General features: G+C 75.8%; 21 protein-coding genes and 1 pseudogene. 15 read left to right on the top strand and 7 right to left on the bottom strand.

The genetic code is table 11. The features are described 5' to 3' along the window. The first annotated feature begins 102 nt into the window (after positions 1 to 102). The 5 genes from EDF38_RS08330 to EDF38_RS08310 all read left to right on the top strand — a co-directional run bounded on the left by EDF38_RS08330 (position 103) and on the right by EDF38_RS08310 (position 4992). Positions 103 to 810, top strand: a complete 708-nt coding sequence (locus tag EDF38_RS08330) for a hypothetical protein (protein WP_123354796.1) — start codon at positions 103 to 105, stop codon at positions 808 to 810. Positions 811 to 939: 129 nt separating this feature from the next. Further along, entirely contained in the window at positions 940 to 2121 is a 1182-nt protein-coding gene (locus EDF38_RS08325) for an amidoligase family protein (protein ID WP_123354795.1), read from the top strand. A 10-nt stretch (positions 2122 to 2131) separates the two neighbouring features. Next, positions 2132 to 3487, top strand: coding sequence for a sensor histidine kinase (locus EDF38_RS08320; RefSeq protein ID WP_148061465.1), 1356 nt, complete (start codon positions 2132 to 2134; stop codon positions 3485 to 3487). After that, the gene (locus tag EDF38_RS08315) at positions 3484 to 4152 is read left to right on the top strand and encodes a response regulator transcription factor (protein ID WP_123354793.1); all 669 of its coding nucleotides are present in this window, start codon (positions 3484 to 3486) and stop codon (positions 4150 to 4152) included. The genes EDF38_RS08320 and EDF38_RS08315 overlap by 4 nt, the downstream gene beginning before the upstream one ends. A gap of 207 nt (positions 4153 to 4359) precedes the next feature. Beyond that, complete coding sequence (locus EDF38_RS08310; RefSeq protein WP_123354792.1) at positions 4360 to 4992, top strand: hypothetical protein; 633 nt, start codon at positions 4360 to 4362, stop codon at positions 4990 to 4992. A 132-nt stretch (positions 4993 to 5124) separates the two neighbouring features. On the opposite strand, the gene EDF38_RS08305 is transcribed toward EDF38_RS08310, so the two are convergent. Then, positions 5125 to 6378, bottom strand: coding sequence for a glycosyltransferase (locus EDF38_RS08305; RefSeq protein WP_233572304.1), 1254 nt, complete (start codon positions 6376 to 6378; stop codon positions 5125 to 5127). A 56-nt stretch (positions 6379 to 6434) separates the two neighbouring features. Here EDF38_RS08305 and ligD point away from each other — a divergent pair, with 56 nt between their 5' ends. Then, positions 6435 to 7496 (top strand): non-homologous end-joining DNA ligase, encoded by a 1062-nt coding sequence (gene ligD / locus EDF38_RS08300; protein WP_199734615.1) that lies wholly within the window; start codon positions 6435 to 6437, stop codon positions 7494 to 7496. A gap of 15 nt (positions 7497 to 7511) precedes the next feature. Here the strand turns inward: ligD and EDF38_RS08295 are convergent, their stop codons facing one another. The 4 genes from EDF38_RS08295 to EDF38_RS08280 all read right to left on the bottom strand — a co-directional run bounded on the left by EDF38_RS08295 (position 7512) and on the right by EDF38_RS08280 (position 11974). Beyond that, entirely contained in the window at positions 7512 to 8627 is a 1116-nt protein-coding gene (locus EDF38_RS08295; protein WP_255409847.1) for an ATP-dependent DNA ligase, read from the bottom strand. Positions 8628 to 8686: 59 nt separating this feature from the next. Further along, the gene (locus tag EDF38_RS08290; protein ID WP_123354791.1) at positions 8687 to 9796 is read right to left on the bottom strand and encodes an MBL fold metallo-hydrolase; all 1110 of its coding nucleotides are present in this window, start codon (positions 9794 to 9796) and stop codon (positions 8687 to 8689) included. 92 nt (positions 9797 to 9888) lie between these two features. Then, positions 9889 to 10920 (bottom strand): NADPH:quinone reductase, encoded by a 1032-nt coding sequence (locus EDF38_RS08285; protein ID WP_123354790.1) that lies wholly within the window; start codon positions 10918 to 10920, stop codon positions 9889 to 9891. A 91-nt stretch (positions 10921 to 11011) separates the two neighbouring features. Continuing rightward, positions 11012 to 11974, bottom strand: coding sequence for an acetylxylan esterase (locus EDF38_RS08280; RefSeq protein WP_123354789.1), 963 nt, complete (start codon positions 11972 to 11974; stop codon positions 11012 to 11014). 88 nt (positions 11975 to 12062) lie between these two features. Here EDF38_RS08280 and EDF38_RS08275 point away from each other — a divergent pair, with 88 nt between their 5' ends. The 3 genes from EDF38_RS08275 (at position 12063) to EDF38_RS08265 (ending at position 15121) form a co-directional block, all read left to right on the top strand. Then, entirely contained in the window at positions 12063 to 13517 is a 1455-nt protein-coding gene (locus EDF38_RS08275) for a sensor histidine kinase (RefSeq protein WP_123354788.1), read from the top strand. Further along, entirely contained in the window at positions 13514 to 14167 is a 654-nt protein-coding gene (locus EDF38_RS08270; protein WP_123354787.1) for a response regulator transcription factor, read from the top strand. Before EDF38_RS08275 ends, EDF38_RS08270 begins: the two co-directional genes overlap by 4 nt. A 93-nt stretch (positions 14168 to 14260) precedes the next feature. Beyond that, positions 14261 to 15121, top strand: coding sequence for a hypothetical protein (locus tag EDF38_RS08265; RefSeq protein ID WP_123354786.1), 861 nt, complete (start codon positions 14261 to 14263; stop codon positions 15119 to 15121). A 108-nt stretch (positions 15122 to 15229) separates the two neighbouring features. Here the strand turns inward: EDF38_RS08265 and EDF38_RS08260 are convergent, their stop codons facing one another. Next, entirely contained in the window at positions 15230 to 16282 is a 1053-nt protein-coding gene (locus EDF38_RS08260) for an LLM class flavin-dependent oxidoreductase (RefSeq protein WP_123354785.1), read from the bottom strand. Between the two features lie 67 nt (positions 16283 to 16349). Here EDF38_RS08260 and EDF38_RS08255 point away from each other — a divergent pair, with 67 nt between their 5' ends. Continuing rightward, positions 16350 to 16751, top strand: a complete 402-nt coding sequence (locus EDF38_RS08255; RefSeq protein ID WP_123354784.1) for a hypothetical protein — start codon at positions 16350 to 16352, stop codon at positions 16749 to 16751. A 25-nt stretch (positions 16752 to 16776) separates the two neighbouring features. On the opposite strand, the pseudogene EDF38_RS08250 reads toward EDF38_RS08255, so the two are convergent. Then, positions 16777 to 18099: pseudogene (locus tag EDF38_RS08250) on the bottom strand (MFS transporter); the annotation flags it as partial. 202 nt (positions 18100 to 18301) lie between these two features. Between EDF38_RS08250 and EDF38_RS08245 the strand changes: the two are divergent. The 5 genes from EDF38_RS08245 to EDF38_RS08225 all read left to right on the top strand — a co-directional run bounded on the left by EDF38_RS08245 (position 18302) and on the right by EDF38_RS08225 (position 23883). After that, positions 18302 to 19159 (top strand): LysR substrate-binding domain-containing protein, encoded by an 858-nt coding sequence (locus EDF38_RS08245; protein ID WP_123355121.1) that lies wholly within the window; start codon positions 18302 to 18304, stop codon positions 19157 to 19159. 60 nt (positions 19160 to 19219) lie between these two features. Beyond that, complete coding sequence (locus EDF38_RS08240) at positions 19220 to 19633, top strand: hypothetical protein (protein WP_199734613.1); 414 nt, start codon at positions 19220 to 19222, stop codon at positions 19631 to 19633. A gap of 91 nt (positions 19634 to 19724) precedes the next feature. Next, on the top strand, positions 19725 to 20516 hold the full coding sequence (locus tag EDF38_RS08235) for a LamB/YcsF family protein (protein WP_123354782.1): 792 nt from the start codon (positions 19725 to 19727) through the stop codon (positions 20514 to 20516). After that, the gene (locus EDF38_RS08230; RefSeq protein WP_123354781.1) at positions 20513 to 22351 is read left to right on the top strand and encodes an urea amidolyase family protein; all 1839 of its coding nucleotides are present in this window, start codon (positions 20513 to 20515) and stop codon (positions 22349 to 22351) included. Before EDF38_RS08235 ends, EDF38_RS08230 begins: the two co-directional genes overlap by 4 nt. Further along, a complete protein-coding gene (locus EDF38_RS08225) occupies positions 22348 to 23883 on the top strand; it encodes an acetyl/propionyl/methylcrotonyl-CoA carboxylase subunit alpha (protein ID WP_158613332.1) in 1536 nt (511 codons plus the stop codon). Before EDF38_RS08230 ends, EDF38_RS08225 begins: the two co-directional genes overlap by 4 nt. The last annotated feature ends 17 nt before the right edge of the window (positions 23884 to 23900 follow it).

Here is a 23900-nt window from a genome sequence, read left to right as displayed (position 1 = left end):
CTGCGAAGCTCGACGAGCGTCGACGGCGGCTCCTAGCGTCGGTCCCTGTCGGCACCGGGGCGCACCGCCCCACCTCCCGCCGACACGAACGAGGAGAACGACATGGACACCCAGCACGAGACCACCGAGGCCCGTCGACGCGGCCCCGGCAGCGCCTTCCGCCGCGTCGGGGCGACCGTCGCCGTCGCCTGCGCCGTGACCGGCTCGATCGCCGGCCTCGGGGCGATGGGCGCCCTCGCGGCCCCCGGCAGCTCCCCGGCCGCGTCGTCGAGCCAGGAAGCCGCGTCGGCGCCGAAGGTCGTCTACACCGACGCCGACCTCGCCGCGTTCGCCGCCTCGCCCTACGCCGACGACGCGCTGAACCTCGCCGTGGTGTGGGGGGTCGACGTGGTCACCGCCCAGGGCAAGGCCGGCGCGAAGATCACGGCCGGCACCGACCTGCCCTTCGGCGTCGACGAGGCCGAGACGGCGAGCTACACCGCCGATCAGCAGCAGGCGGCGTACTACGCGAACGGCACCACCGACACGTGGGCGTCGGACTTCACCCAGGTGCTCGGCCTCGCCCTCGCCTGGGGCAGCCCGACCATCGCCGACGCCAAGGCGAAGGCCGGCGGCCTGCTGCTCGAGCACCAGTCCGTGCCCGCGGCCCCGGCCACGTACACCGACGACGAGAAGGCACGGGCCTTCTCCCTCGTCCGCTACGGCGACGCCGAGGCGGCCCAGCTCGCCGGCCTCTGGCAGGTCGACACGCGCACGGCGACGGTCCGGGCCGGCGCGGCCCTGCTCGCCGGCGACGACCTGCCCCTGTAGCAGCCCCCGCAGCGGGGCCGGGCGGCGCCGCCCGGCCTCGCCCGCCGGGTCACGCACCCTGCGCCTGCCCCTGCCCCTGCCCCTGGCCCCGCTCCTGCCCCTGCTCCACCACGACGACCCGAGAGCCCCATGACCACCCTCCGCTCCCGCATCGGCTTCGAGATCGAGCTGACGGCCCCGCCCGGCAGCAGCCGCCGAACCCTCGCCGACCGTCTCGCGGCCGACCACGGCGGCACCGTGACTCGCACCTCCCACACCGACTCCGAGCCGTCGCTCGTGCCCGGCATGGGCCACTTCTGGCACCTCACGCCCGGCTTCTCCGTGGCCGACGCCGCCGGCCGCCCCCTCGCGTCCCTCGTCGACGACGTCACCCTCGTGGCCGACCTCCGCCGCGAGCACGAGGAGGCACAGCGCACCTCGACCCCGCCGGCGCCGACCCGGCCCGACGACCACCAGTACCGGGTGCTCTCGGACGACCCGCGCCTCCTGCGCCTCATCGCCCTCCACACCCCCGCCGACACCCCCTTCGACCGCGTGCTCGACGACGTGGCGCGGCTGTTCGGCAGCGCCGTCGAGACCGTGGGCGACGTCCGCCGCCTGCGGGACGCCTCGGGGGCGAGCATCGCGCTCGCCGCGGGCCTCGCCCTCGGCCGCGAGCGCCCGTGCGAGATCGTCACCCCGCCGCTCGAGCGCGACCACGAGGCCGCCCTCGAGGCGCTGCTCGGCCCGGCCCGCGAGCTCGGGTTCACCGTCCCGCACGAGGCCGCCGTGCACCTGCACCTCGACGGGGCCCCGTTCCGGTCGGTCAGGGCGTTCGGCGACCTCGTCCGGCTGTTCGGCTGGTGGCGCGAGCCGCTCCGGGCCGCGCTCTCGACGAACCCGCACTGCACGCGCCTGGCCCCGCTGCCCGAGGCCCTGCTCGAGCTCGTCGAGCAGCCGGACGCGGGAGGCGCGGACCAGCCCGCGGACTGGTCGCGCCTGCAGGCCGCCGCCTCCCGCACCGGGCTGACGAAGTACGTCGACGTGAACCTCACCCAGCTCCTCACCGACGAGCCGCTCCGCGACACCGTCGAGGTGCGCATCCTGCCCGGGACGCTCGAGGCCGCCGAGATCACGCGTCGGGCAGGCCTGGTCGAGCGGCTGCTCGCGCGCTGCCTCGGGCCGGAGCCGATCCCTCGCCCGCGGAGCGCCGACCTCGCGGCGTCGGTCGCCGAGCTGCTCGCGCTCGCGGGGCCGGAACCGGAACCGGGGCCGGAGTCGGGGCCCGGGTTCATCCCTTCGGCCGAGAACGTGCCCGTGGGGCGGCGTTAGCGTGGTCACCGTGCAGACGACCCGACCGGCGGCGACCGTCCGCCGCGCGACCCCCGGCCCGGTCGCCTGGCCGCGCACCCCACGGCGCGAGGCCTGGCGCCTCGGCGTGATCGCGCTCGTCGGCGCGGCGTACTTCGCGTCGCTGGCCCTCGCCCTGCGGCTCGAGTGGTACCCGCAGGCCCTGCCCGGCTACCTCTACCTCGGCGTCGTCGCGCTCGTCGGCGCGGCGACCGTCGAGCGCTGGCCGGTCGAGACGCTCGTCAACGTGACGGCCTTCACGGCCTACACGACGATCGCCCCGCTGCCGCCGGCCCTGTACGGCCTCTACGTCGGGCCGCCCGAGGGGCTCGTCCCGCTCGCCGTCGTGGCGTTCCTGCTCATCTCGGGCCGGGGCCCGATCGTCGCCTCCGCGGCGACGTTCGGCACCCTCGCGGTGCTCGTCGTCCTGCCCTGGCGCGACATCGCCGCCGCGGGCGTCGACGGCGCCCCGCTGACCCGGGCCCTGCTGCTCGACACCGGGCAGGACCGCTCGATCCTGGTCGGCCAGTTCGTCGCCTGCGGCCTGGTCGTGCTAGTGGCCGTGCTGCTGCGGCGCCAGCGGGAGGCGACGGCCGAGCTCGCCGAGAAGAACTCCGAGCTGCTCGAGCTGCGGGCCGGCGAGGTGGCCCGCATCGCCGAGCAGGAGCGCACGCGCATCGCCCGCGACGTCCACGACGAGGTCGCCCACCACGTCGCCGCCCTCGTGATCCGGGCCCAGGCGGCGCTGCGCGTGGCCGACCAGCGGCCCGACCAGCTCGTTCCCGCCATGCGCGAGATCGCCGAGGGCGGGCAGGACGTGCTCGGACGCATCCGCGGCGTCGTCCGCATGCTCAAGGCGGCGCCCGCGGGCGGGGGCTCCGCACCGACGACCGTGGCCGACGAGCTCGACCGGCACGTCGGCCGGCTGCGGTCGATCGGGTACGCCGTCGAGAGCGACGTCTCCCTCGGCGACGACGTGCCCTCGCCCCAGCGCGAGGCGGTGCTCGGCGTCGTGCAGGAGAGCCTCACGAACGCCATGCTCCACTCGTCGGCGCACGAGGTCCGTCTCGCCGTGCGCCAGGGGGAGTCGGGCTGGACGGTGCTCGTCTCCGACCCGGGGCCGGCACGCGAGCGCTTCCCCGACATGCCCCGGGGCGGGTCCGGCCTGCCCTCGATGCGCGACCGCGTGTCGGCGCTGGGCGGCACGCTGACCAGCGGGCCGGGGCAGGACGGCACCGGGTGGTCCGTGACCGCCGAGCTGCCGCACGACGATCGCGTCGCCGATGCCCCGCGGGCTCGACGGGCGGGTCGGTCGCTCGTCGGTCGCGTCCGGGGGAGGACCGCATGACGCTCCGCGTGCTGGTCGTCGACGACCAGCCCATCGCCCGTACCGGCCTCGCCGCCATGCTCGACGCCGAGCCCGACATCGAGGTCGTCGGCCAGGGCGCCGACGGCGAGGACGCCGTCCGCGACGCCCACGCGCTGCGGCCCGACGTCATCGTGATGGACATCCGCATGCCCCGGCTCGACGGCATCTCCGCGACACGTCGGATCATCCCCGCGGTCGGCTGCGCCGTCGTGCTCATCACGACGTTCGACGACGACGAGCATCTGTTCGACGGCATCGCGGCCGGCGCCTCCGGCTTCCTCCTCAAGGACAGCGGGCCCGACCTCATCGCGGCGGCCGTCCGGTCGGCGGCCCGCGGCGACTCGCTCATCGACCCCGCGATGACCCGCGCCCTCATCGAGCAGCGGGTCTCGCCGGCGCCCCAGCCCACGGGCGACGCCCTGCAGCGGACGGCGCTCGCGGCGCTCAGCGAGCGGGAGCGGGACGTGCTCGACGCCGTGGCCCGAGGCCTCAGCAACGTCGAGATCGCCCGCGAGCTCTACGTGAGCACAGCGACCGTCAAGAGCCACATCTCCAGCCTGCTCGCCAAGACGGGCTGCCGGACCCGAGTGCAGGCGGCGGTGTTCGCCTTCCAGTCGGGCTTCACGCGAGCCTCCGCCGACTGAGCCGGGTCGCGCCGCACCGCACCTCGCCGCCCCGCGCTTCACGGGGCCACTTCGCGAAGAACCGCGTTCCGATCCATGAACCGCGAAGAAACTCGGTTCTCGGAGCGGAACGCGGTTCGAGGCAGGGCGAGGCACCCGGAGGTGGACCTCGGGTGGATGCCCGGCTGCCCGCGGACCCGACGGTGCTGCCTGTGTCAGGGTCGAGCGATGGCTCCCGACGACGAACGGCGCCCCGCGACGATGCCGGGCCCGACCGAATGGCCGTCCGAGCGCGGCCTCCGCCGCCGAGCCCTGAACCAGATCGGGTTCGTCTTGCTCGGAGTGGGCTTGCTGTGCCTGCAGCTCGCCGACGACGACGACCGTGCTCTGGAGACCGTGATGGTCATCGTCTACGTGGTGCTGCTCATCGCCCTCGGCGCTCAGATCGTCGGCGACGTGCGGGCCGTCCACGCCTGGCGCCGCTTCCCGACCGACGCCGACGAGCACCTCCTCTGGGGCACGAGCGCCCAGCTGATCCTGCCGACGGGAGGGGCCGGGTTCGGAGGCGTCTTCGCCCTCTCCACCACGCGCCTCCGGTACGTCCCTCGCTGGGCGGCGCGACTGCGGGGCGTCCGGCCTGAGGAGTGGCCGGTCGAGGTGCTCGGCCCGGTCAGCGTCGAGCCGGTCGACCGGCGGCGCCGCTACCGGGGTGGTCGCTGGGTCGTGCTCGACGTGGCCGACCGGGGCTCGATCGTGCTGCTCAACGAGGAGCAGCACCTCGTCGCCGCCGACCTGCACGACGCGCTGGTCCGGGCGCACGCCGCGGCCGCCTCCGCACGGATGGAGACTCCGCCCGTCTGACGACCTGCGCCGCTTCGCGAAGAACCGCGTTCCGATCCATGAACCGCGAAGAAACGCGGTTCCTGGATCGGAATGCGGTTCGACGCGGTTCGAGGCGAGGCGAGGCGATCAGCAGGGCCAGCCGGGCAGCCCTTACGGCCGCCCGCCGGCCGCCGCGAGCGCCCGGCACGGGTCGCTGCCGACGAGCCGGCAGTAGACGTCCGACAGCTCGGCGGCCGACAACGACCAGGGGTGCTCCAGGGCGCGGGCGCGGGAGGCGCGGGCCAGCCGATCCCACAGCTCCCGGTCGCCGAGCACCCGCGTCAGCACCGCGCCCCAGGTCGCCGGGTCGCGCGAGTCGAGCACGACGCCGGTCACGCCGTCGACGACGGACTCGCGGAGTCCGCCCGACGACGCGGCCACGACGGGCGTGCCGCTGGCCGCCGCCTCGAGGGCGATGAGGCCGTACGTCTCGGAGTGCGACGGCACGAGCACGAGCCGTGCCCCGCGGAGCAGCGTCGCGAGGCCGGGCCGGGTCTGCGGTCCGAGGAAGCGGACGTCGAGGTCGAGGCGGTCGGCGAGGGCGGCGAGGTCGGCCTCGTAGCCGGCGTGCTCGGTGGAGGCGCCGCCGGCGATGACGAGCTCGGGACGCAGCGCTGCGGGGACGGAGGCGACCGCCTCGATGGCGAGGTCCGGTCCCTTGAGCGGCTCGAGCCGGCCCGCGACGACGACGGAGGGGCGCGAGGCGGTGCCGGCCCGCGCCTCCTCGTGTCCGTCGACCGTGCCCGCGTCCGCGGCCGGGCGGAAGAGCACCGCGTCGACGCCCGGCAGCACGACGGCCACGCGGGAGGGGTCGCCCCCGAGGCGCGTCGTGACGGTCTCGGCCTCGGCGTGGCTGATGGCGACGACGGCGTCGCTCTCGCGGGCGAGGTGGATCTCGCCGGCGAGGCGCCCGGGCGACTCGGCCCGCTCGCCGTGGGAGAGCGGCGTGCTGTCGGCCGCCGCGATCGAGTGGAAGCTCTGCACGTGGGGCACCCCGCGGTCGCGGGCGACCGGGAGCGCCGCCATGCCGCTGAACCAGTGGTGCGAGTGGATGACGTCGAACGGGCCCTGCTCGGCGAGGCGGTCGCGGAACTCGTCGACGAACTCCTCGTGACGGCCCTTCGGCACCGTCTCGACGGGCCCGGCGGTCAGGAAGCGCAGCGTGACGCCGGGCGCGAGCTCGGTCGACCCGGGCTCGTCCGGCGACGAACGGCGCGTGAGGATCTCGACGTGGTGGCCCGCGGCGGCGAGCGCCTCGGCCTGGTTGCGCACGACGACGTTCATGCCGCCGACGTCGCCCGATCCGGGGTCGGCGCCGGGGGAGGTGTGCAGCGACACGAGCGCGATGCGGAGGGGGGAGGTCACCGGCCGAGCGTACTCGGCCCCGGCCGGTCGGCGGCTCCGCGGGGCTACGGTGAGGCATGGCGACCGAGGCGACGATGCTGACCGTGGGCGACCGAGAGGTGCGGATCTCGAGCCCGTCGCGCGTGCTGTGGCCCGACCTCGGGGTGACGAAGCTCGACCTCGCGCGGTACCTCGTCGACGTCGGCGACGCGTTCGTCCGGGCGAACGGCGGCCGGCCCGTGTCGCTGCAGCGCTTCCCCGACGGCGTCGAGGGCGACCAGTACTTCTCGAAGAACCCGCCCCGCGGCGCGCCCGACTACGTCGGCAGCGTCGTCGTCACGTACCCGAGCGGCCGGTCGCACCCCCAGGTCGTCGTCGACGAGCCCGCCGCCGCGGTCTGGGCCGCGCAGATGAACACCGTGGTCTTCCACCCCTGGGCCTCGCGCGCCGCCGCGAGCGACCTGCCCGACGAGCTGCGCGTCGACCTCGACCCGCAGCCCGGCACCGACGTCGCCGACGCGGTGGTCGCCGCCCACGAGCTGCGCCGGGTGCTCGCCGACGCCGGCCTCGCCGCGTTCGTCAAGACGAGCGGCAACCGGGGCCTGCACGTGTTCGCCCCGATCGAGCCGACGCACGAGTTCCTCGACGTGCGGCACGCCGTCATCGCGGCGGCCCGCGAGCTCGAGCGCCGCCTGCCGGACGCCGTGACCACCTCGTGGTGGAAGGAGGAGCGCGGCGCCCGCGTCTTCGTCGACTACAACCAGGCGAACCGCGACCGCACCATGGCCGGGGCCTGGTCTCCCCGGGCGTTGCCCCGTGCCTCCGTGTCGATGCCGGTCGCCTGGGACGAGCTCGACGGTGTCGACCCCGCCGCCTTCACGGTGCTCACCGCCCCCGGGCGGCTGCGCACCGTGGGCGACCCCTGGCAGCACCTGCACGACGAGCCCGGCACGATCGACGGGCTGCTCGGCTGGTGGGAGCGCGACGTCGAGGCGGGGCTCGGCGAGCTGCCCTTCCCGCCCGACTTCCCGAAGATGCCGGGCGAGCCGCCCCGCGTCCAGCCGAGCCGGGCGAAGAAGGCCGCGGACCACGACGAGGCCGCAGCGCCGAGCGACGCCGTGGAGCCCGACAGGGCGTAGGAGGCGCGCCCCGCCTCAGCTGCGGACCAGCACCTCCCCGAGGTCGTACGCCGCCGGCACCTCGAGCTGGTCGAAGCCGCACGAGGCGGCCTCCCGGTCGTCGCGCCAGCGCTCGACCTGCACGGTGTGGCGGAAGCGGTCGCCCTCCATCTGGTCGTAGCGCACCTCGACGACGCGCTCGGGCCGGAGCGGCACGTACGACACGTCCTTGCCCGACGAGAACCGGCTGCGCTCGGTCTCGGCGTGCTCGACCCCGCCCTCGGCGTCGTGCACGACGAGGTCGGCCAGCTCGTCGACGAGCTCGAGGCGACGGGCGTCGGAGAACGCGGAGGCGCCTCCGACGTTCCGCAGCTCGCCGGCGGCGTCGTGCAGCCCCAGCAGCAGCGACCCCACGCCGCGGCCGCTCTTGTGCACGCGGTAGCCGAGCACGACGACGTCGGCCGTGCGGTGGTGCTTGATCTTGAGCAGGGTCCGCTTGCCGGGGGCGTACGGCGCGTCGAGGGGCTTGGCCACGACGCCGTCGAGACCGGCGCCCTCGAACTCGTCGAGCCAGCGGCGGGCCGTCCCGGCGTCGGTCGTCGTCCGGCTGAGGTGCAGGGGCGCCGCGACGTCGGCCAGGAGGCGCTCGAGGGCCGCCCTTCGCTCCCGGAACGGGCGGTCGAGCAGGCTGACCGAGGCGCCGTCGTCGGCGGGCTCAGCGAGCAGGTCGAACGCGACGAACGACGCGGGGGTCTCCGTCGAGAGCGTGGCGATGCGCGAGGCCGCGGGGTGGATCCGCTGCGAGAGGGCATCCCAGTCCAGCCGCTCGTTCCCCGCGTCGCCGCGACGGAGGACGATCTCGCCGTCGAGCACGCACGGCCCCGGCAGCAGGGGCGGCAGGGCCTCGACCAGCTCGGGGAAGTAGCGCGTCAGCGGCTTCGACCCCCGGCTGCTGATCTCGAGCGTCTCGCCGTCCCACGACACGACGCCGCGGAAGCCGTCCCACTTCGGCTCGTACGAGAGCCCGCCCTCGACGCTGTCGGCGTCGGGCACGCGGGCGACGGCCTTCGCGAGCATCGGCGACACGGCGGCGACGCCTCCGAGCCGGTCGGGGTCGGTCGGCGGCGTGGTCGCGGCGGCGCGGGGCGTCATGACGCGAGTCTGCTCCCGCGCGGCGCCGGGCGTCGCCCCGGCGACGCGGCGTCGACGGGTCAGCCCGCGAGGTCACCCGCGCGGCCGGCGCCGCGCAGGTGCCACTCGGTCTGCGCCAGGGCCGAGCCGAGCACGTAGCCGCTCATCGAGCGGAGGCCGCCGCGCCAGCCGGTCATGCGCTCGGCGACCTGCCACACCGTCGGCGCCGCGGGGGCCGAGGCGGGGCCCGAGCCCGAGCCTGGCTCTGCCCCGGCGTCGCCCGCGAGCAGCCCGTCGAGGGCGCGCACCGCGTCGTCGGTGCGGTCCGCGCGGTGGGCGACCAGCGCCTCCGCGCGTTCGGTCAGGCCGGTGAAGCGGTACTCGTGCCCGGGGCAGACCTCGAGGGCGTCGGCCCCCTCCTGGTCGAGCGCCGACACACGGTCGAGCGACGCGAGGTAGTCGTCGAGCGGGTTGGCCGCGGTGCGGCCGCCGAGGCCGATGCCGGGGTTGATGCGCGGCAGCACGTGGTCGCCGGTGAAGACGAGCCGCTGGTCGGGCTCGACGAAGCAGAGGTGGCCGGAGGTGTGGCCCGGCGTGTGCACCACGGTGAGGCGGCGGCCCGCGATCGGCAGCACGTCGCCGTCGGCGAGCAGGAGGTCGGGCTCGACCGAGAGCAGGCGGCGACCCGAGCCCCACGCCGCGACCAGCGCGTCGCGCTCGTCGCCCGGGACTCCCCAGCGGTCGACGTCGGCGTCGGCGGCCTCCGCGTCGGCGTCGCGGGTGTCGAGGGCCCGCTCCTCGGCCGCGTGCATCGCGAGCCGGGCGCCGGAGGCGCGGCGCAGGTCGTCCGCCCCGCCCAGGTGGTCGACGTGCAGGTGCGTGACCACGATCAGGTCGATGTCCGACAGCTCGTGGTCGATCGTCGCGAGGGCGGCGCCGAGGCGCTCGAGGTTGTCGGCGCCGTGCCAGCCCGGGTCGATGATCGCCAGCCGCCCGTCGGAGCCCTCGACGAGGTAGCCGAAGGAGTGGTCGTCGATGCCGTGGCCGAACGCGAACGAGAGCGACCACACGCCGTGCCGCACCTCTTCGACGGGAGGAAGGGTGCGACTGCGCAGCGCCTCGGCCTGGACCGGGCTCACGGGGGCGGGTCCCGGGCGCGGCGTCGGGCTCGGGCGGCTCGGTCGGGTCACCCGCCGAGCCTAGTGGTGGCGGGGCCCCGACGCGATGGCCGACGCGTGTGGCCCGGGCGGGCTGCCCGCCCGGGCCGGTCGGCGGAGGCCCGTCAGCCCTGCGACACGTCGATCAGCACCTTGCCCGTGACGCTCCGCTCGACCGCCTCGTGGGCGGCGGCCGTCTGCTCGAGCGTGAAGCGGTGCAGCGGCAGGCCCGCCTCCTCGCCGACCGGGAGCGCGCCGTCGGCGACCGCGGCGGTGACGTCCTCGGCGGCCGCCCGCAGCGCCTCCTCGCCGACGGTGTAGAGCAGCACGAACTGGTACCGCGTGTTGGTGCCCATGTTCGGGCGCACCGGGATGGTGACGTCCGGCCCGCCGTCGTCGGCGTAGATCGCCACGGAGGCGCGGGTCGCCACGACCTGCGACAGCAGCTCCGCGTTCGCGCCGACGTTGACCTCGACGGCGACCTGCACGCCGTCGGGGGCGATGCGCCGGATCTCCGCCGCGGCGTCCTGCTCCCGGTAGTTGACGACGTGGTGCGCCCCGGCGGCGCGGGCCAGGGCGGCCTTCTCGTCGTTCGAGATCGTGGTGACGACGGTGGCGCCGGCCCACCTCGCGAGCTGGATGGCGGCGTGGCCGACCGCACCCGCGCCTCCGGAGACCAGGACGGTCACGCCGTCGAGGGCGCCGGGCGACAGGCGCGAGGGGCCGTCCTCGGCCACGGTGAGCGCGCGGTGCGCCGTCATGGCGGGCACGCCGAGGCTGGCACCGACGTCGAACGAGGCGCCGTCGGGGAGGGCGACGACGCGGGCGCGCGGCAGGACGGTGTACTCCTGCGCGGTGCCGGTCGCGTTCCCGTTCGCGGAGATGAACGACCAGACGCGGTCGCCGACCGCGAGGTCGTCGACGCCCTCGCCGACGGCGTCGACGACCCCGGCGCCGTCCTGGTCGGGGACGATCGTCGGGTACGGCAGCTCGTCGGGGCCCGTCGTGCCCTGCCGCGACTTCCAGTCGGTGGGGTTGACGCCCGACACGACGACGCGCACGCGCACCTCGCCGGCTCCGGGCTCGGGGACGTCCCGCTCGACGAGCCGCAGGACGTCGGAGGCGGGACCGGTCTCGGTGTAGATGATCGACTTCATGCCCCGAGTCAACGCCCCGCCGCCGGGAGCGTCCCGGGCCCGGGCAGCCGAGCGGCCCGGGCACCGTCGGCGACCGGCACGCGCCGCGGCGTCAGGCGGTGGCCGCCCGGAACGCCGCGAGCGCCAGCAGGTCGTCCTCGACGCCGCCGCCCTCGTGGCCGTTGTACGGCCACACCGTGATCTCGGCCGGCCCGGCGTACTCGTGGAACGCGCCGAACACGGTCGACGGCGGGCAGGTCGGGTCCATCAGCGCCGTGGTGAACACCGCCGGCGCCGTCGCCCGCCTCGCGAAGTTGACGCCGTCGAAGTACGAGAGCACCTCGTGCACCGCGGAGGCGCGGTCACGGTGGACGGCGAGGTACCGCCCGATCTCCTTGTACGGGTCGGCGTCGGTGATGACGGTCGCGCGGCGGAAGTCGCAGAGGAACGGCACGTACGCCGCCACGGCCGCGAGGCCCGGCACCAGCGCGGCGACGGCGAGCGCGATGCCGCCGCCCTGGCTGCCGCCGACGACGGAGACGCGGTCGGCGTCGACCACGTCGAGCGAGCGCGCGGCCTCGACGGCGCGCACGGCGTCGGCGAACACGCGGCGGTAGTAGTAGGTCTCGGCGCTGTCGATGCCGCGGGTCATGACGCCGGGGTGGGCGGGGCCGGAGCCGTCGGGGTCGGCGGTGTCGCCGCGGCTCCAGCCCGACCCCTGGCCGCGGGTGTCCATCTGCAGGTGGGCGAAGCCGGCCGAGGCCCAGAACAGGTTCTCGACCGCCGCGCCACGGCCTCCGCCGTAGCCGACGAACTGCACGACGGCGGGCAGCGGGCCGGTGCGGCCGGCGGGCACGCGCAGCCAGGCGCGGACGGGCTGGCCCGCCCACCCGGCGAAGGTGACGTCCCAGACGTCGAGGGTCTCGAGCCCGGTCTCGACCTGCTCGACGCGCACGTCGAGGTCGTGGGAGCGGGTCTCGGCGAGGGTGTCGGCCCAGAAGCGGTCGAAGTCGGCGGGCTCGGTCTGGGAGCTGCGGTGCTCCCGGAGGGCGGCCTCGGGCAGGTCGGTGAACATGGGCCCCTGTCTACCGCGCACCCGGCGCACGCCGCGCGTGCGACATGCCGTGCCGCGATGCCGCCCGCCCGTCGGCGATGATGTGGTGATGAGCACCCCTCACGGCGAGCCGGTCCCCACCGCCGCGCCGTCGGCACCGGCCCGACCGCCCGCCCCGCCCTGGCGGGTCGTCGCCCGGCCCGACCGCCCCGCCGGAGGCGCGCCCCGCGACCCCAGCGCCCGTCGCGTCGTCGTCTGGGTCGCCGTCGTCGCCCTGCTCGTCATCGTCGCCGTCGCCGTCGCGGCGCTCGTGGCCGCCCGCCGCCTGGCCGAGGCCGAGTCGGTCGCCGACGCGGCCGACCGTGCCGACCGCATCTCCGACGCGCTGCTCGAGCCGGCCCTCACCGACGCCCTCGTCGACGGCGACCCGGAGGCGCGGGCCGAGATGGACGCGGTGGTCCGCGACCACGTCCTCAGCGACAGCATCGCGCGCGTCAAGATCTGGGACGAGACGGGCCTCGTCGTCTGGAGCGACGAGTCGAGGCTCATCGGCGAGCGGTTCGAGCTCGGCGAGGAAGACCTCGAGGCGCTCCGCGGCTCGGGCGTCGAGTCGGAGGTGACCGACCTCACCGAGCCCGAGAACGTCTACGAGCGCGGCGAGGGGCGCCTCCTCGAGGCCTACCGGTCGGTGCGGACCACGAGCGGCCAGCCCCTCCTCGCCGAGGTGTACTTCCGCTACGACGAGGTGGTGCAGCGCAGCGGGCAGATCTGGGCGGGCTTCGCCGGCATCACCATCGGCAGCATCGTGCTCGTCGTGCTGCTGCTGCTGCCGGTGCTCGCGCGCCTCCTCCGGGCGCTGCAGGCGTCGCGCCGACACCGCGAGGCGCTGCTCGAGCGGGCCCTCGACGCGAGCGCGGCCGAGCGGCGGCGGATCGCGGGCGCGCTGCACGACGGCGTCGTGCAGGACCTCGTCGCGACGTCGCTGGCGGTCTCGGCCGGGTCGGCCGCCGCCCGGGGGCGCGGCGACGACGCGGGCGCCGACGGCCTCGACGCCGTCGCCTCGACCGTGCGGGGCAGCGTGAGCGCCCTCCGCACGCTCCTCGTCGACATCTACCCCCCGAGCCTCGCCGAGGCCGGCCTCGAGCCGGCGCTCGCCGACCTCGTCGCGGCCGCCCGGGCCCGCGGCGTGCCGACGCGGCTCGTCGTCGACCCCGTGGCGGCCCGAGCCGCATCCCCCGAGGCGCAGCGGCTCGTCTTCCGGGTGGTGCAGGAGTGCCTGGTGAACGTCGTGAAGCACAGCCGCGCCTCCTCGTGCCAGGTCGTGGTCGAGGGCCCGGGCAGGGCCGAGGCGACCGTGGGCTCGCCGGGCGGGGCAGGCGGCCTGCTCGTGACCGTCGCCGACGACGGCGTCGGGTTCGACCCCGCCCTGCTCGCCGACCCCGAGCGCGCGCACTTCGGCCTGCGCGTCCTGCGCGACCTCGCCGTCGAGGCCGGGGCGTCGCTCGAGCTCGCGACCGCCCCCGGCACGGGCACGAGCTGGCGGCTGACGGCGGGAGCCGCGTGATCCGCGTCGTCGTGGTCGACGACCACCCGCTCGTCCGGGCCGGCCTCCGCGCCCTCGTCGACGCCGCCGACGACCTCGAGGTGGTCGGTGAGGCGGGCGACGGCGAGCGCGGCGTCGCGGTGGTGCGCGACACCGAGCCCGACGTCGTGCTCATGGACGTCTCGATGCCGGGCCTCGGCGGGATCGAGGCCACGCGCCTCCTCGTCGACGGCGGCAGCGCCGCGCACGTGGTCGTGCTCACCTCGTTCCCGGACGAGGGCACCGTGCGGTCGGCCCTCGAGGCGGGCGCGAGCGGCTACCTGCTCAAGGACGCCGACCCCGCGACCGTGCTCGCCGGGGTCCGCGCGGCCGCGGCGGGCGGGGCGCCCCTCGACCCGCGGGCGGCGCGGGCGGTCCTGCCCGGCCGTGCCGTGCCTCCCCGGGCGCCCGCCGCCCCGGCGACCGAGCGACCGCAGGAGGCGCGGGTCGTCTCCGGTCGCGAGGCCGAGGTGCTGCGCCTGATCGGGCGCGGCCTCTCGAACAAGCAGATCGCGCGAGACCTCGACATCGCCGAGCGCACGGTCAAGGCGCACGCCGGCAGCATCTTCCGGCGGATCGGCGTGGCCGACCGCACGAGCGCGGCGCTCTGGGCGCGGGACCACGGGTACTAGTACCAAGGTCCGATGGTGCGGGCAGACGGGTCCGTCGAGACTCGGAGAGCAGCCGAGGTCGGCTGCGACAGACCTCCACGGAAGGCTCCCGCCATGCCCTCGTCCCTCCTCCGCACCGTCCGGTCGGCGGCGCTCGTCGCCGCCGTCGTCGCCGGGTCGCTCGCCCTCGGCAGCGTGCCCGCGAACGCCTCCGGCAAGACCAGCGCGGGCGGCGACTACCGCGTCACCGTCGCCGGCACCACCTACGACCCCGCTCCCGGCAAGAGCGTCAAGCTCGGCGGGATCGCCCCCGGCCAGCGCATCCAGGTGCGGGGCGTCAACAACGGCTTCGACGTCGACGTCGCGACCCTCGGCGTGTACGACTACACGCTGACCGGCGCCCCCGACACGCAGCGCATGGTGACGCGGCCGACCGTCGTGTTCGCCTCGAAGGTGCCGACGCTGACCGCGGCGCAGCTCGCCGGCGCGACGATCAAGAGCCTCGAGGTCAAGGACGACAGCGTCGTGCTGCTCTTCTCGACCGCGGCCGGGAAGTTCAAGATCCAGGCGAAGGACGGCGCCCAGGGCGGCATCTTCCAGATGGAGTCGGAGTTCGGCGCCCCCGTCGAGTTCGTGCACACCCTCGGGTCTGGCCTGTTCTACTTCGTCAACCAGTACACGGGCAAGGTCAACTTCGGCGACGGGGTCGACGCCGTGACGTCGGGCGGCGGGGCGCACCAGATGCTGCTCGGCAAGGACAGCCCGCAGGTCGCGACGAAGACCTTCCAGAGCGGCACGGTCACCAAGTGGCTCGTGACGTCGGGCGGCCGCCTCGGCGGCGTGCTCGGCGAGGACGCGATCGAGCTCAGCGCCGGCGCCACGAACTGCACGAGCCAGTGCCAGGCCCAGAACCGGATCCGCGGCTCGCTGCCGGTGCCGCCGAACCCGGTCGACCCGACCCCGATCGGCGGCTGAGCCCGAGGGCTCGTCCCCACGACGCACGACGACGGGTCGCCGTCCTCCCGCCCGGTCCCACGACCAGGTGCGGAGGGCGGCGACCCGTCGGTCGTGCCTGCGCGGGTCTCAGGCCTTCGCGGCGCTCCCGGCCAGCGCGGGCGACCAGCCGAACGCCGGTGCGACGTGCTCGGCGACGGTCCGCAGCAGCCGGGCGTTGTAGTCGACGCCGAGCTGGTTCGGCACCGTCAGGTGGATCGTGTCGGCCGCCTGGACGGCTGCGTCCGCCGCGAGCTGGGCGGCGATGACGTCGGGCTCGCCGACGTAGCTCTTGCCGAAGCGCGACTGCACGCCGTCGAGGAGCCCCACCTGGTCGTGGGCGTCGTGCTGGGCCCGGACGCCGAAGTAGCGCTCGTCCTCGTCGGTCGTGATCGGGATCACGCTGCGGCTCACGGAGACCCGCGGCGTGCGGGTGTGGCCGGCGGCGGCCCAGGCCTCGCGGTAGAGCGCGATCTGCTCCGCCTGCAGCTCGTCGAAGGGCACCCCGGTGTCCTCGGTGAGGAGGGTGCTGCTCATGAGGTTCATGCCCTGCTCGGCCGTCCACACCGCGGTGGCCCGGGTGCCGGAGCCCCACCAGATGCGGTCGCCGAGCCCGGGGGAGCGCGGCTCGATCGCGAGCGGGCTCGACCAGCCGGTCATCCGCGGGTCGCTCGTGGTGACGGCGTCCCCGGCGATCGCCGAGCGGAACAGGGCGGTGTGCCCCCGGGCCATGTCGGCGTCCGTCTCGCCGTCGGCGGGGACGTGGCCGAACGCCTCGTAGCCGCGCAGCGACGTCTCGGGTGATCCCCGGCTCACGCCGAGCTGCAGGCGGCCCGCGCTGATGAGGTCGGCGGCGGCGGCCTGCTCGGCCATCGACAGCGGGTTCTCGTAGCGCATGTCGATGATGCCGGTGCCGAGCTCGATGCGGCTCGTGCGGGCGGCCATCGCGGCCAGCAGGGGGAACGGGCTCGCGAGCTGCTTCGCGAAGTGGTGCACGCGCACCGAGGCGGCGTCGATGCCGATCTCCTCGGCGGCCTCCGCCAGCTCGATCGACTGGACCAGCGCCTCCCGGGCGGTGGGGGTGCGCGACCCCGGCACGTCCTGGTAGTGGCCGAACGACAAGAACCCGATGCGCTTCTCCATGACCGGCAGAACACCCGGAGGCGCGCGGCCATTCCGCCGCCCCGCCCGCGCCGCTAGCGTGGGCCGGGTGGAGAACCGCTTCCGGATCGACGACGACGACCTCGGCATCGACCTGCGCGCCTCCTCGGTGTCGCTCGGCAGCGACGGGGTGGTCGACGCCACCGTCGTCGCGGCCCGCCTGCCGGGGGCGGTCGACTGGGCCGACGACCCGCCGCGACTGCACTTCCGCGACGTGCCGCTCCGATTCGACGGCGCGACCTTCGGCGCCACGGTCGACGACGACCTGCTCGACGAGCACGAGATCGACTTCACCCTCGTCGACCACGACGACGTGCACGGGGTGCTGAGCCTCGGCGCCGGCGACCGCCTGCGCTTCGTCGGCACGGTGCACGTCGGGGGAGAGCCGAAGGCGTGGCGCCTCGACGTCTCCATCGGGTTCGGCGCGCCCGGTCGCACGCCCGGCGTCTGAGCCCGGGCCCCGACCGGCCCCGCTACCGGGCCGCGATCTGCACCATGGGCAGGTGGTGCCGCACCCGCACCTGCAGCGTGAGCTGCCCCCGACGGGCGAGCACGAGGGCCGTCACGGCCGCCGCGACCGCGGGGACGCCCCCGGCGACGACCATGCCGACGTGGGTGCCGGCCGCCTCGACGACGCCGCCCATCAGCGGCCCGCCGATCGCCTGGCCGCCGAGCAGCACGAGCACGTAGAGCGACATGACCCGCCCGCGGATGCCGATGTTGCTCGACAGCTGCACGAGCTGGTTGCACGCGGTGAGGAAGAGCAGCGACGCGAGGCCGACCGCGACGAGCACGAGGGCGAACGGGACGACGCCGGGCAGCAGGCCCGCGACGGCCTGCAGCACGCCGGTGGCGAGCAGCCCGAGCACGACCGTGCGCAGCCGGATGGTCGCCCGACGCGTCGACAGCAGGGCGCCGGTCAGCGCGCCGACGGCGACCATGGAGTTGAAGAGGCCGTAGCCGCCCGCCCCCACGTCGAAGACGTCGGCGGCGTACGACGCGAGCAGCACGGGCATCGTGAGGCCGAAGACGGCGTAGACCGCCACCAGCAGCACCGGCACGACGATGGTCGGCTTCGACCGGGCGTAGGCGAGCCCCTCCCGCAGCTGGCCGCGACCACGCGCCGACGGCGTCGTGCGGGTCATCTGCGAGGTGCGGAGCAGGGCGAGCATGCCGACGACGAGGCCGCAGGCGACGCCGTTGACGACGAAGGCCCAGCCCGCGCCGACGGCGAGCAGCAGCACCCCGCTGATCGCGGGGCCGATCATGCCGCCGAGCTGGAACACGCTCGAGTTCACGCTGATGGCGTTGCGCAGGTGCCGGTGCCCGACGAGCTCGCTCACGATCACCTGGCGGGCGGGGTTGTCGACGACCGTCACGAGTCCCGTCGCGAAGGCGATGGCGAAGACGTGCCACGCCTCGACGGCGCCCGACAGGGTGAGCGCGGCGAGGCCGAGGCTGAGCACCGCGAAGACGCTCTGCGTCACGACCATGAGCGCCCGCTTCGAGAACCGGTCGACGAGCACCCCGCCGAGCAGGCCGAAGAACAGCATGGGCGCGAACTGCATCGCCACCGTGAGGCCGACGGCGGCGGCGCTGCCCGTCAGCTCGAGCACGAGCCAGTCCTGCGCGATGCGCTGCATCCACCCTGCGGTCATCGCGACGAAGTTGCCGGCCGTCCAGAGGCGGAAGTTCGGCACGCTCAGCGCGATGAACGTGTGGCGCCACGGCGGACGCGTCGTGAGCACGGGCAACGGCTCGGTGGGCGGGGGGAGGGTGGCGGAGGGCGGAGCGGACATCACTGTTCTCGGGCTCGAGGGCGACCGGCGCACGGCGGCGACCGACTGATCGGTGGGGGAGCGGGGCGGGGTGGTGAGCCGCGCCCCCGGCTGTCCACCACGCTAGGGCAGGCCTGCCCATTCAGACCCGCTATGGTCTCAATCAGTGCCATTCGATCCGTGAATGAGCAGCCCGACCGACACCGTGGAGGAGGCGCTCGCCGTGTACGACCCCGCCCTGCTGACGACGTTCCTCGCGGTCGCCGAGACCCGCAGCTTCACCGGCGCCGGCCTCCGCCTCGGCATCAGCCAGCCCACGGTGAGCCAGCACGTCGGCCGCCTCGAGAAGTCCGTCGGCCGACTGCTCGTCACGCGCGACACGCGCGAGGTGCGGCTGACCGACGCCGGCGACGCGATGGCGGGGTTCGCCCGCACGATCCTCGCCGCCCACGCCGCCGCCGAGAGCTACTTCAGCGGCTCGGCCATGCGCGGGCGCCTCCGGTTCGGCGCCGCCGACGACCTCGCCATCACGCAGCTGCCGCGCATCCTGCGGCACTTCCGCCAGCTCTACCCGCAGATCGACCTCGAGCTCACGGTCAACCAGAGCGCACCGCTCCGCCGTCGCCTGGCCAGCGGCCACCTCGACCTCATCTTCGTCAAGCAGACCGCGGGCGAGGCGGCCGGGGGCACCCGCGTCGCCGGCGACGCCATGGTCTGGATCGGGCAGGAGAAGCTCGTCGTCGAGCGCGACGGCCCCGTCCCGCTCATCGTCTACCAGGCGCCGAGCATCAGCCGCCAGCTGGCCATCGACGCCCTCGAGGCCGCGGGCCGCACCTGGCGCATCACCTGCAACACGCGCGACGTGAACGGCGTGCTGGCGGCCGTGCGGGCCGGCATGGGCGTCGCCGTCTTCCCGTTCTCGCTCATCCCGACCGACCTCGTCAAGGTCAGCACGCGCTTCGAGCTGCCCGACCTCGGCGACGTCGACTACGTGCTCGTGGCCAACCCGGCGGCGCCCCGCGAGCCGGTCGACGCGCTCACCTCGGCCATCATGAGCCGCGGCGTCAGCCGCATGGTCTGACCGGCCCGCCCCGGCCGACGGACACCCGACGAGGAGGCGCGGGCGAGCAAGATGGACCGCATGAGCCCCCGAGACACCCGCCCCGCCCCCGTCGGCCCGGCCGCCGCCGCGTCCACCGCCCGCGGGCTCGCCGTCCTGCTCGGCACGAGCGGGGTGCTGCACCTCGTGCGGCCCGCCCCGTTCGACTCGATCGTGCCTCGCTCCCTGCCCGGCCCGGCCCGCGCCTGGACCCTCGCCTCCGGCGTCGCCGAGCTGGTCGTCGCGGGCGCCCTCGCCTCGCGCACGACGCGGCGGCAGGGCGGGGCCCTCGCGGCGGCCCTCTTCGTCGCCGTGTTCCCGGCGAACGTCTCGATGGCGTGGCGGTCGGTCCGCAGCGCCCGCGCCTCCCGCGTCCGCACCGTCGTCGCCGTGGCCCGCCTGCCGCTGCAGTGGCCGCTCGTGACCCGTTCGCTCGCCATCCGCCGCGCCTCCTGACGTCGGGGGCTGCCGGTACGCTCGACGGCGACCGACTGCGCATCCCGAACGCACCGCCCGCCCGCACCGAGCCGCACGGAAGGCCTCCGCCATGACGACCATCGACCTCAACGCCGACCTCGGCGAGGGCTTCGGCCGGTGGGCGCTCGGCGACGACGACGCCATGCTCGACGTCGTCACGAGCGCCAACGTCGCGTGCGGGTTCCACGCCGGCGACCCCGAGTCGCTGCTGCGCGTCGTCGACGCCGCCCACCGTCGCGGCGTCGTCGTCGGGGCGCACGTCGCCTACCGCGACCTCGTCGGCTTCGGGCGGCGCTACGTCGACGCCTCCGGCCCCGAGCTGGTCGGCGACGTCGTCTACCAGGTCGGTGCCCTGACCGGCCTGGCCCGGGCCGTCGGGGGCACGGTCCGCTACGTCAAGCCGCACGGCGCGCTCTACAACACCATCGCCCGCGACGACGAGCGCGGCCGGGCCCACGTCGCCGCGGTCGTCGAGGCGGTCGTCCGCTCCGACGCCTCGCTCGTCGTCGTCGGGCTCGCCGGGTCGGCGTTCCTCCGCCGTGCCGCCGAGGCGGGGCTCGCCACCGTCGCCGAGGCCTTCGCCGACCGCGGCTACACCGCCTCGGGCGAGCTGGTCCCGCGCCGTGAGCCCGGTGCGGTGCTGCACGACCCGGCCGAGATCCGCGACCGCGTGCTCGCCCTCGTCGAGACGGGCCGCGTGACGGCCGTCGACGGCACCGAGGTCGAGCTCGACGCCGGGTCGGTGTGCGTCCACGGCGACACCCCGGGCGCCGTCGCGATCGCCCGGGCCGTCCGCGACGGGCTCGAGGGCGCCGGCGTCGCCGTGCGCTCGTTCGTGCCCCGCCCGGCGGTGACCTCGTGAGCGATCCCGACCGCGACCACGAACTCGTCGAGGCCGCCACGGAGGGCGACGTCAGCGAGCACGAGCCCGAGCATGGCCACGACCCTGACCGCGGACCCGGCGGTGCCCCCGACGACCGGCCCGTCCACTCCGAGCCCGTCGACCTCGGCGCGGCGGTCGCGGGCTCGCGCGTCCTCCCGCTCGGCACCGACGGCATCCTCATCGAGACCGAGGGCCTCGACGAGTCGCTCGCGCTCTTCGGCGCCCTCCTCGCGCAGCCGGTCGCGGGCATCCTCGACGTCGTGCCCGCGCCGCGCACCGTGGCGGTGCGCTTCCTGCCCGCCCTGCTGCCCGTGGCGTCCCTCATGAGCGTCGTGCGGTCGCTCCCGAACTCGCGCGACGCGGCGACCGAGGGCCGGCTCGTCGAGATCCCCGTGCACTACGACGGCGTCGACCTCGACGAGGTGGCGCGCCTCAGCGGCCTCTCGCCCGACGAGGTCGTCGACCGGCACACCGCGGCGACGTACACGGTGGCGTTCACCGGCTTCGCCCCGGGCTTCGCCTACCTCTCGGGCGGCGACCCCGACCTGGCGGTGCCGCGCCGGTCGACCCCGCGCACCCACGTCCCCGCCGGAGCGGTCGCCCTGGCCGGCGAGTTCTCCGGCGTCTACCCGCGTGAGAGCCCGGGGGGATGGCAGATCGTCGGCCGCACCGACGTGCCCCTGTGGGACCTGGCCGAGCGCGTGCCCGCCCTGCTGCAGCCCGGCATGCGCGTCCGCTTCGTCGAGGCCCTGACGGAGTCGACGGCGACGCCCGAGGCGGGTGACGGGACCGCGACGGCGACCGCCACGCCGGCCGCCCCCGGCGACGCCGCCCCGCGCCCCGAGCGCGCCCTCGTGGTCGCCGCGCCCGGCCCCCACTCGATCCTCGAGGACCTCGGGCGGCCCGGCCGCTCCGGCCTCGGCGTCTCGCGCTCCGGGGCGATGGACCACCGCGCCCTCCGCGAGGCGAACCGCCTCGTCGGCGCCGCCACCGGCTCGGCCGCGCTCGAGATGGCCTACGGCGGCCTGCGTGCGGCGGCCCGGGGCGACCTCGTCCTCGCGGTCTCCGGTGCGCCCGTGCCGATCACGATCGACGGGGCGAGCGGCCCGCGCACCGCGGCGATCGGGGCGGCCTTCGCGCTCGACGACGGCGACGTGCTCACCGTCGGCGCGCCTCCCCGGGGCGTGTACTCGTACCTCGCCGTCCGCGGCGGCTGGGACGTCGAGCCCGTGCTCGACAGCGCGTCGGGCGACGTGCTCGCCCATCTCGGGCCGGAGCGCCTGCGGGCGGGCGACGAGCTCGGCGTGGGGCATGCCTGGTCCGAGAGCGTCGCCGCCGCCGCTCCCGACGCCCAGCCGTCGGTGTCCGCGCCCGACGAGGTGACCTTCCTCGACGTCGTGCTCGGGCCGCGCGACGACTGGTTCACCCCCGCGGCGGTCGAGCGGCTCACCACGCAGCGGTGGACGGTCACGGGCCAGTCGAACCGCATCGGCCTCCGGCTCGAGGGCGACGTGCCGCTCGACCGCGCCGTCGAGGGCGAGCTGCCGAGCGAGGCCACCGTCTCGGGCGCCCTGCAGGTGCCCCCGTCGGGCCAGCCGGTGCTCTTCATGGCCGACCACCCGGTGACGGGCGGCTACCCGGTCGTGGCCTGCGTCGTCGGCGACCAGCTCGACCGGGCGGCGCAGGTGCCGGTCGGGGCGCAGGTGCGGTTCCGCGTCGTGCCCGGTCCCGAGCTCGGCGCGGGTCGACGCGGCGGTCGACGCGACGCACACCTCGACGAGCGGCTCGCCGCGGAGCGCGGGGTCGAGCAGTGAGGGCCCTGCTCATCGCGGAGCGCGGCGTGGTCGCCGTCCGCATCGCCCGGGCCTGCGCCGACCTCGGCGTCCGCTCGATCGCCGTCCACGCCGACGACGACGCGGGCTCCCTCCACGTCGCGGCCGCCGACGAGGCCTTCGCGCTGCCGAGCGTGCCGGGCGACCTCGACGGGTACCGCGACATGCAGGCCCTGCTCGACGTCGCCGAGCGCAGCGGCGCCGACGCGGTGCACCCCGGCTGCGGCCCGCTCTCCGAGAACGCGGAGTTCGCGCGTCGGGTCGTCGCCGCCGGCCTCACCTGGGTCGGTCCCGACCCCGAGACGATGGAGCTGCTGGGCGACAAGGTCTCCGCGAGGGCCCTCGCCGAGGAGGTCGGGGCGCCGCTCGTCGTCGGCACCTCCCGGGCGATCCGGCGGGCCGACGAGGCCGTCGCGTTCGCCCAGCGCCACGGCCTGCCGGTCGCGCTCAAGGCGGCGCACGGCGGCGGCGGCCAGGGGCTGCGGGTCGCGAGGCGCCTCGACGAGGTCGCCGACCTGCTCGACTCGGCCGTGCGCGAGTCGGCGTCCGTCTTCGGCCGCGGCGAGGTCTTCGTCGAGCAGTACCTCGACCGCCCGCGGCACGTCGAGGCCCAGGTGCTCGGCGACGGCGAGGGCGGCGTCGTCGTCGTCGGCACGCGCGACTGCTCGACGCAGCGCCGGCACCAGAAGCTCGTCGCGGAGGCGCCGGCGCCCTTCCTCGACGACGAGCAGCTCGCCGTCGTGACCGACGTCAGCGTCGCGCTCTGCTCGTCCGTCCGCTACCGCGGCGCGGGCACGGTCGAGTTCCTCGTGTCGCAGGCCGGCGTCGTGTCCTTCCTCGAGGTCGGCACGGCGCTCTCCGTCGAGCACGCCCTCACCGAGCAGGTCGCCGGCGTCGACCTCGTGCGCCAGCAGCTGCTCGTCGCGCAGGGCCTGCCCACCGAGGTGCTCGAGACCCCGACGCCCGTCGGCCACGCGGTCTCCTTCCGGGTCACGGCGGAGGACGCCGGCCGCGGCTTCCTGCCCGCCCTCGCCCCGGTGGCGTCGCTCCGCCTGCCCGGCGGCCCGGGCGTCCGCGTCGACGAGGGCTGCGCGACGGGCGACGAGCTGCCCCCGGGCCGCGACCCGCTGCTGCTCACCCTCGTGGTGCAGGGCCGCGACCGTGACGAGGCACTCCGCCGTGCCCGTCGGGCGCTCCACGACCTCGTGCTCGAGGGCCCGGTCACGACCGTGCCCTTCCACCGGCACCTGCTCGACGAGCCGGCCTTCGCCGCACCCGGCGACGAGCCCTACGCCCTGCACACCAGGTGGATCGAGCAGGAGTGCCACTGGCTCGAGGCCCTCGCCCACCGCACGCCGGAGGCGCGGGTCGGCCCCGCGACGCTCCGCACCGTCGTCGAGGTGGCCGGTCGCCGCGTGCCGCTCGGGCTGCCCGCCGCCCTCGCCGACACCGACGTCGTGGCGGCTCTCGTCGCCGCGGTCGTCGAGACCGACGGGGGCCGGACGGCACCGTAAGCTGGGAAGGCGCCCAG

The organism is Frigoribacterium sp. PhB160, assembly GCF_003751785.1.
Classification (GTDB): Bacteria; Actinomycetota; Actinomycetes; order Actinomycetales; family Microbacteriaceae; genus Frigoribacterium.
Note: the sequence above shows the minus strand (reverse complement) of the source record. Positions and strands in the feature narration are given on the sequence as shown.